This is a genomic window from Amycolatopsis thailandensis, from assembly GCF_042723255.1.
Classification (GTDB): Bacteria; Actinomycetota; Actinomycetes; order Mycobacteriales; family Pseudonocardiaceae; genus Amycolatopsis; species Amycolatopsis thailandensis.
Window position 1 is genome coordinate 1 of sequence record NZ_JBHXJK010000244.1, and the last position, 6,994, is coordinate 6,994.

General features: G+C 68.8%; 8 protein-coding genes. 3 read left to right on the forward strand and 5 right to left on the reverse strand.

The features are described 5' to 3' along the window. Nucleotides 1-24: 24 nt before the first annotated feature. Together ACFWMR_RS42100 and xrtP are read right to left on the reverse strand one after the other, a co-directional pair. Complete coding sequence (locus ACFWMR_RS42100) at nt 25-1,413, reverse strand: glycosyltransferase (protein WP_378382439.1); 1,389 nt, start codon at nt 1,411-1,413, stop codon at nt 25-27. After that, nucleotides 1,413-1,916, reverse strand: coding sequence for an exosortase P (gene xrtP / locus ACFWMR_RS42105; protein WP_378382440.1), 504 nt, complete (start codon nt 1,914-1,916; stop codon nt 1,413-1,415). Before xrtP ends, ACFWMR_RS42100 begins: the two co-directional genes overlap by 1 nt. Nucleotides 1,917-2,344: 428 nt before the next feature. Between xrtP and ACFWMR_RS42110 the strand changes: the two genes are divergently transcribed. From ACFWMR_RS42110 to wecB, 3 genes are all read left to right on the forward strand, one after another. Continuing rightward, nucleotides 2,345-3,121 carry a choice-of-anchor P family protein gene (locus tag ACFWMR_RS42110; RefSeq protein ID WP_093935097.1) on the forward strand — a complete coding sequence of 259 codons (777 nt, stop codon included), beginning with the start codon at nt 2,345-2,347 and terminating at the stop codon, nt 3,119-3,121. 21 nt (nt 3,122-3,142) lie between these two features. Continuing rightward, entirely contained in the window at nt 3,143-3,322 is a 180-nt protein-coding gene (locus ACFWMR_RS42115) for an LPXTG cell wall anchor domain-containing protein (protein WP_093935098.1), read from the forward strand. 93 nt (nt 3,323-3,415) lie between these two features. Further along, a complete protein-coding gene (wecB, locus tag ACFWMR_RS42120; protein WP_093935099.1) occupies nt 3,416-4,567 on the forward strand; it encodes a non-hydrolyzing UDP-N-acetylglucosamine 2-epimerase in 1,152 nt (383 codons plus the stop codon). On the opposite strand, the gene tsaD is transcribed toward wecB, so the two are convergent. Genes tsaD through tsaB form a run of 3 tightly spaced genes read right to left on the reverse strand, consistent with a single transcriptional unit; the run spans nt 4,564 to nt 6,745 of the window. Next, nucleotides 4,564-5,610, reverse strand: a complete 1,047-nt coding sequence (gene tsaD, locus ACFWMR_RS42125) for a tRNA (adenosine(37)-N6)-threonylcarbamoyltransferase complex transferase subunit TsaD (RefSeq protein WP_005153780.1) — start codon at nt 5,608-5,610, stop codon at nt 4,564-4,566. The genes wecB and tsaD overlap by 4 nt on opposite strands. Then, nucleotides 5,610-6,089: a ribosomal protein S18-alanine N-acetyltransferase gene (gene rimI / locus ACFWMR_RS42130; protein WP_093935100.1), complete on the reverse strand. Its 480-nt coding sequence runs from the start codon at nt 6,087-6,089 to the stop codon at nt 5,610-5,612. Before rimI ends, tsaD begins: the two co-directional genes overlap by 1 nt. After that, nucleotides 6,086-6,745, reverse strand: coding sequence for a tRNA (adenosine(37)-N6)-threonylcarbamoyltransferase complex dimerization subunit type 1 TsaB (gene tsaB, locus ACFWMR_RS42135; protein ID WP_378382441.1), 660 nt, complete (start codon nt 6,743-6,745; stop codon nt 6,086-6,088). Before tsaB ends, rimI begins: the two co-directional genes overlap by 4 nt. Between the last annotated feature and the right edge of the window lie 249 nt (nt 6,746-6,994).

The window sequence follows — 6,994 nt, forward strand, 5'->3', positions numbered from 1 at the left end:
GGCTAAACGCGATCCGGGCGCGGGTCAGGAGTCCAGGGCGACCTTGACGCCGGGGGCGTGCTCGGTGTTCCGCCGCGTCTTCGACCAGCCGTTCCGGCCGCGGACCAGGCGGAACAGCGCCCGCCACGACGTGATGTAGAACGTGTAGATGTAGAGCGCGTAGGCGAAGCCCATCCCGAGCCCGCGCAGGAGATTGCGGCTCTTCAGGCATTTGAACTGATAGATCGGGCCCCACACGATGAACGGCAGCAGCCCGAACGAACCGTAGATCGCGAACAGGATCCACGCGCCGTCGTCGGCGAACCACGTCCACACCTGCGCCGGATCCCCCGCGGTGCTGAACAGCAGCAGAATGAACGGGATCGGGTACAGCAGCGAGCCGAGCAGCTGCATCCACGGCTGCGCGAGGTAGTACATCATCTCCGCCGCGCCCAGCGTGCTCACATGCGGCGAATCCCAGATCCGCCGCAGATACCGCGAACACTGCATCGTGCCCTGGCCCCAGCGCGTGCGCTGCACCAGGAATCGCCGGAGGCTGTACAGACCTTCTTGCTTCACATGGGAATCCGGGGTGTACCCGGTCCGCCAGCCCGCTGTCAGCAGGTGCACGCCGAGTTCGAAATCCTCCAGCAGCGAACCGCGCCACGGCTGTTCGTCGTCCCCGGCGATCGAGTCCAAAGCGGACAGCCGGGTGAACTGACCGTTGCCGCCCATGGAGATCGTGCCGGTGAACCCGCGCGAGGTCTGGATCGCCGCGATGGCCGTGCGGAACTCGAGATCCTGCATCTGGGCCAGCTTCAGCCCGAAAGCGCGGGAGAACCAGTTCTTCCCCGGTGGCCGGGTGTCGGCGTTGCCCATCCAGACGTCGAGTTGCACCGCGCCGATGGTCTCGTCGCCGAACAGATGGTCCGCGGCGCACACTTCGAGGCAGTTCTCCGCCGGACGGCCGTCCGCGTCGACGACCACGACGACGACGTCGTCACGGCTCGCGTCGGGACCCATCCAGAAGTTGAGCGCCTGGTAGGCGGCGTTGAGCGCGTCGCCCTTGCCCGTCCTCGCCTCCGGACGGCGCCGGGGCACGAGGTGCAGGTACGGGTCGTAGCCGCCGTTGCGCCGCCAGATCGACTTGACGACCCGGGCGGTGCGGTCCTCGGAATCGTCGTCGACGACCCAGACGTGCGCGTGCCGGAACGTCGAACGCAGGTACCGCACCGTTTCGCGGATGACGGTCTGCTCGTCCCGGCACGGGACGAAGAAGTGCCAGGTGAAGTCGGCGGCGTCGCCGACGGGCGCGGGTTTGCGCCGCAGGTACGGCACGACGATCACGACCACGTACACGATGAACGCGACGCTCATGGTGAGCGCGAACGCCTGGGTGATCGCGAGCAGGATCTTGATCGAACCGGCGCCCATCAGGCGACCTCGCGCGCGGCCCGGGGCTTCCGGGTGCCCAGCCAGACGAACAGCACGAGGGCGACCGCGCCGCCGAGGACGCTGACCATCGAACCGAGCAGGGTGTGACCCCAGTAATAACCTTCGTCCACCCCGAGCCAGTTCACCAGGCCGACGATCGCCAAAACCCTCATCTGATTGACAAGAATGACCACCGCCGCCGAAATGGCCAACGAGAAGAACAACCTCTTCGCATTCCCTGGGCGGAAATACAACATGACCGCTGTCACCAACAACAAGGGCAGCAACATGAATGCCGAAGAGCATTCCGGCGTCATTCGTAACCCGAGTGGAGTATCGCCCGACAACCCAAAGTAGACAGTCTCGCGTTCGCCGGCGACGAAGACACCCGATGTGGTGATAACCCTCAGTATCAGCCCCGAAAGCTGCACTTCGAACACCCGATACAGGCGTTCGGCCAGCACCAGGCCGATCGCGACGGCGATCACCGCCAGCACCGCCATACGCAGCGGAAACCGACTTGAGCTCGGCAAGGGAGTGCTCGCAACGGCCACGATGACCCTCTCAGGAAAGGCGCAGCAGACGACGGGGTTCAGCGAAGCGGACAGGGACCTCGCCGACGAGAGTAAGTCAGCGAGAACCGGTCCTTTCGACCGGGGTTCGCATTGACAATCTGATCATGACGCCTTTCGGCACGATCGTGGAGAAACTGACTAGGCCGAAAGAGTGACTTCTTCGGCGACCTGCGGCAAAGGACCGAAATTCCACCTGATCCGGTGATCCTCGCAGTTTCTTGTTCAATTTGGGAAACACTCGGCGATAGACGATCCGCGAGCCGAGTCAGGCCAGCTGAGGATTCGTCCGCATCGGTTGCGCCCACGTGCCGACCGCAGATGAAAGAAAACCCCCACGAATCAATTCGGAGGACCAGTTGAAGAACACGCACCTCTTGCGACGAGGCGGACTGCTCGCCGCTGTGGTGGCGAGCGTGGCTCTCGCCGGTGCGGCGCCCGCCTCGGCGGCCCCCGGTGACGGCTCCGCGTATGGCGTCAAGGTCGATGTGAAACTCCTCGGCCTCGACGCGGTGAAGGCCGGACCGCTCGCCGAAGCGAAGACCTCCGGGCCGACCACCAACAGCCTCGCGAAGGCGGATCTCACCGGGATTCTCACCGCCGGCGCGATCAACACCGAAGCCAAGCGGGACGACAACTCCGGCGCCGTGACCGCCAAGGCCAGCACCGCCGACGTCGGTCTGCCGCTGCTCAAGGGTGCCCTCGGCACGGTCGGCGCCAAGGCCGTCGAAGCCACCTGCACCGCGACCCAGAAGGGTGTGCAGGGCGCGACGAACCTCGTCGGGGCGAACCTCGGCAGCGCGGGCGCCGTCGACTCCACTCCCGCACCGAACACCCAGGTCAAGGTCGGTCTCGGCGCCATCAACGTCGCGACGATCATCCTGAACGAGCAGATCAAGAACAGTGACGGCAGCCTGACGGTCAACGCGATCCACGTGAAGTTGGCCGGCGACGCGCTCACGCCGATCGGCTCCGGCGACGTGATCGTCTCGTCGGCCACCTGTGGTCCGGCCGGTCTGCCCGTGCCGCTCGCGTCGGGTGCCGGCCTGTGGATCGGTCTCGGCCTGCTCGGTGCCGTCGCCATCCCGGTCGGGATCCGAGTCGTGCGCGGACGTCGTCCGGCGACCAGCGCCTGACCAGGATCAAGTGAGGTCGAGATGTACAAGTTGCCTGGCGCCGGAGTCGGCGTCGCCGGTGGCGGGGTGGGTGCCCTCGCCGCCACCGGTGCCGATGTCGGCTGGTGGCTGGCGGTCGGCGTGATCCTGCTGGTTCTGGGAACCATCGCGGTCATCGCCGGCTACCGCCGCACGAAACGGCTTGGCCGGACCGGAAGCTGACAGATCGGCCGCCGGCGTGGACCCCTTGCACGCCGGCGGCCGCCACCCGCGTTTTGCGGGACACTCGAAATCGTGGACGAGGAGCGCCAACGCGTGGACGTGATGTTGCTGGCCGGGACCCGGCCGGAGGCGGTCAAGCTCGCTCCGCTGGCACTGGCGCTGGCGGAGCACCCGCACCTGCGGCCCTTCGTCGTCCATAGTGGACAGCACCAGGGCATGGTCGAGCAGGCGCTGATCCCGTTCGGCCTGCCTGTCGACGCCTGGCTCGACACCCCGCCCAGGACCACCGGCACCCAGGCGGAACTGGTTTCCGGGCTGCTCCCCGCGCTCGACCAGGTGCTGCGCCGGGTCGCCCCGGCGGCGATCGTCGTCCAAGGTGACACGACGACGGGACTGGCGGGCGCGCTCGCGGCGTTCTGGCTGGGCATCCCGGTGGTGCACCTGGAAGCGGGGCTGCGCACGCACGACCTCGCCGCGCCGTTCCCCGAAGAGGGCACCCGGCAGATGATCTCGCGCGTCGCCGCCCTGCATCTCGCGCCGACACCGGGCGCCGCGGCCGCACTGCGCACGGAAGGTGTTCCACGCCAACGGATCGCGGTCACCGGCAACACCGTCGTCGACGCCGTGATCGCGATCGCCGAGCGTGATCTCCCGGCGCGGGACACCGCGCTGGCTCTGCTGGAGATGGAGATTTCCGAAGCGGGCGAACGTCTCGTCCTCGTGACTTCGCACCGGCGGGAGTCTTGGGGTGAGCCGCTGAGCCGCACGCTCGCGGCCATCGAACTGATCGTCGCCGAGCACAGCGACGTCCAGGTGTTGTTCCCGGTGCACCCCAATCCGGCCGTGCGGGAGCAGGTCGTGACCGCGCTCGGCGGGACGCCGCGGGTGACGATCACCGAGCCGCTCGAGTATCCCGATCTCGTACGCGCGCTGCGGCTGGCCGAGCTCGTCCTGACCGATTCCGGTGGTATCCAAGAGGAAGCGCCGACCTTCGGCACTCCCGTTCTCGTGCTTCGCGACGTCACCGAACGACGTGAGGCGATCGAGGCGGGCTGTGCCTGGCTGGTCGGGACGGACACCGGTCTCATCGCCGACACCGCGGCGAAGATCCTGCGCGGTGACTTCCATCCGACGCACGCCGGAAACCCTTATGGCGACGGCAATGCCGCCGCCTTGTCGGTGGCGGCGCTGGAAGAGCTGCTCAATCTCGCCCCGGCGCCGCGCACCGCAGCCGAATCGCGCTAGATCGAGACGATCTGGACCGGCAGCGCCGGATTCGCCGAGAAGTCGAGCGACGCCCGCGGCCGTCCGGCGGCGACCACGTGCGCACCGAGCGCGGCGATCATCGCGCCGTTGTCAGTGCACAGCCGCGGTCGCGGGACCCGCAGCGTGATCCCGGCTTCCGCACAGCGCTCGGCGGCGAGTTCGGACAGCCGCGAATTCGCCGCCACGCCACCGGAGATCACCAGCGTGTCCACGCCGTGTTCCTTGGCCGCACGGATCGCCTTCATCGTGAGCACGTCGGCGACGGCCTCCTGGAACGACGCGGCGACGTCGTCGACGGGGATCTCCTCACCGCGGCGCTCCGCGCCCTCGACCCAGCGCGCGACAGCGGTTTTCAAACCGGAGAAGGAGAAATCGAACTTGGCGTCACGCGGTCCGGTCATGCCGCGGGGGAACGCGATGGCCGCGCCGTCACCGTTCTTGGCGGCCTTGTCGATGGGCGGGCCGCCGGGATACGGCAGGCCGAGGACGCGGGCGACCTTGTCGTAGGCCTCGCCGGCGGCGTCGTCCACAGTGGACCCGAGTTCGGTGATCTCGGACGCGATGTCGTCCACCAGCAGCAATTGCGTGTGCCCGCCCGAGACCAGCAGGGCGAGGCAGCGCTCCGGCAACGGGCCGTGCTGAAGCGTGTCGACGGCGATGTGCCCGGCCAGGTGATTGACGCCGTAGAGCGGGATGTCGAGCGCCGCGGCGTACGCCTTGGCGGCGGCGACGCCGACCAAGAGCGCGCCGGCGAGACCGGGTCCGGCGGTCACCGCGATGGCGTCCACATCGGACAGTTTCAGCCCGGCCTTCTCGAAGGCCCGCTCGACCGTCGGGACCATCGCCTCCAGGTGCGCGCGGCTCGCGACCTCGGGCACGACACCGCCGAAGCGGGCATGCTGGTCGACGCTGGAGGCGACCTCGTCGGCGAGGAGTTCGACCGTGTCGTCGTCGTGCAGGCGGACGAGACCGACGCCGGTCTCGTCGCACGAACTCTCGATGCCCATGATGATGCGCGGCATCAGCCCGCCACCTCGTCTCGGACCTGGGCCCGCGGGCGGGCCATCGTGTAGGCGTCGGCGCCGGAGGGCTGGTAGTAGCGCTTCCGGAGGCCGACGCGTTCGAAACCGTGCCGCTCGTAGAGCGTGATCGCCGCGTCGTTGTCGGTGCGGACTTCGAGGAAGACCGGCGCGGCGAGTTCGTCCGCGCGGGCGAGAAGGGCCTTCAGCAGCGTGGTGCCGATCCCGTTGCGCTGGCTGCCGGGGTCGACGCCGATCGTGTGGATGCTCGCCTCGTAGTCGCCGCGGCGGCCGACGACGGCGAGCCCGGCGTAACCGATGACCTCGTCGCTTTCATCCGGACGGGCGACCAGGTAGTAGCCGCCGCCGTCGAGCTCCGCGTGGAAGGCGTAGGCGGTCCACGGCGAATCGCCGGGGAAGAGGATCTTCTCTATCTCGACACAGCGGGGGATATCCTTGCGGCGTAAGGGTTCCAGCCTCACGGCGTGGTCACCTTCTTGCGCGCGGCCGGTTCGACGGCGTCCGGGCGGCGGAGGTAGAGCGGGGTGAGCGGGGCGGGTTCACTTTGGAAGTCCTCGCGAGCGGCTTTGACCAGTCCGAGCGGTGATGGGAAGCGCGGCTCGATCGGCTGGACGCCGAGGGCGTCCGCGTAAAGCAGGGCGCCGTCACCCGCCGCGACCTTGATGGTCGTCTCGAGGTCGGCGGGCCGCTGGACGTGCGGGCCGTCGGTGCGGGAGCCGTCGGCGGCGTACGCGGCCCAGTAGACCTCGCGCCGCCTCGCGTCGGTGAGGACGAGGAAGGGCGCTTCGCCGGGGGCGACGTCGGCGGCGATCGCGTCGAGGCTGCAGACCGGGTGGGCGGGGATGCCGAGGGCGTGGGCGAGCGACGCGGCGGTGGCCATGCCGGCGCGAAGGCCGGTGAAGGGACCGGGGCCGACGCCGCAGACGATGGCGTCGAGGTCGCGGAGCGTGACGCCCGCGGCCTTGACGGCTTCCAGGGCGTGGGGCGTGATCAGCTCGCCGTGCGCGCGCGGATCGACCGTGACGCGGTCGCCGCGTGACTCGAGGGCGTCGCCGTCCAGCGCGACGAGGCCCGCGGTGACCGCCGGGGTCGAGGTGTCGATGGCCAGTACCAGCACGGTTACCCAGCCTACGACCAGCGCCCCGGATCGCGTTTAGCGGGCTAAACGCGATCGGGTGCCCAGGCCCGCTCCCCACCGTCGGAGCGCGATTAGCCCGCTAAAGTCGCTCCGCCCGGAGGCGGCCCTACGGCCCCGTGGCCCCGGCACCGGATCGCGATTAGGGGGCTAAAGTCGCTCGCCCTCGCCCACCTGTCAGATCGCGTTTAGCGGGCTAAACGCGCTCTGCGCGGCCGGAGGGACGAGGGC

Excerpts from the sequence above, each read along its gene's own strand:
- ACFWMR_RS42100 (WP_378382439.1), bottom strand. The coding sequence starts at position 1,413 with ATGGGCGCCGGTTCGATCAAGATCCTGCTCGCGATCACCCAGGCGTTC.
- xrtP (WP_378382440.1), bottom strand. The coding sequence starts at position 1,916 with ATGGCGGTGCTGGCGGTGATCGCCGTCGCGATCGGCCTGGTGCTGGCC.
- ACFWMR_RS42115 (WP_093935098.1), top strand. The coding sequence starts at position 3,143 with ATGTACAAGTTGCCTGGCGCCGGAGTCGGCGTCGCCGGTGGCGGGGTG.
- tsaD (WP_005153780.1), bottom strand. The coding sequence starts at position 5,610 with ATGCCGCGCATCATCATGGGCATCGAGAGTTCGTGCGACGAGACCGGC.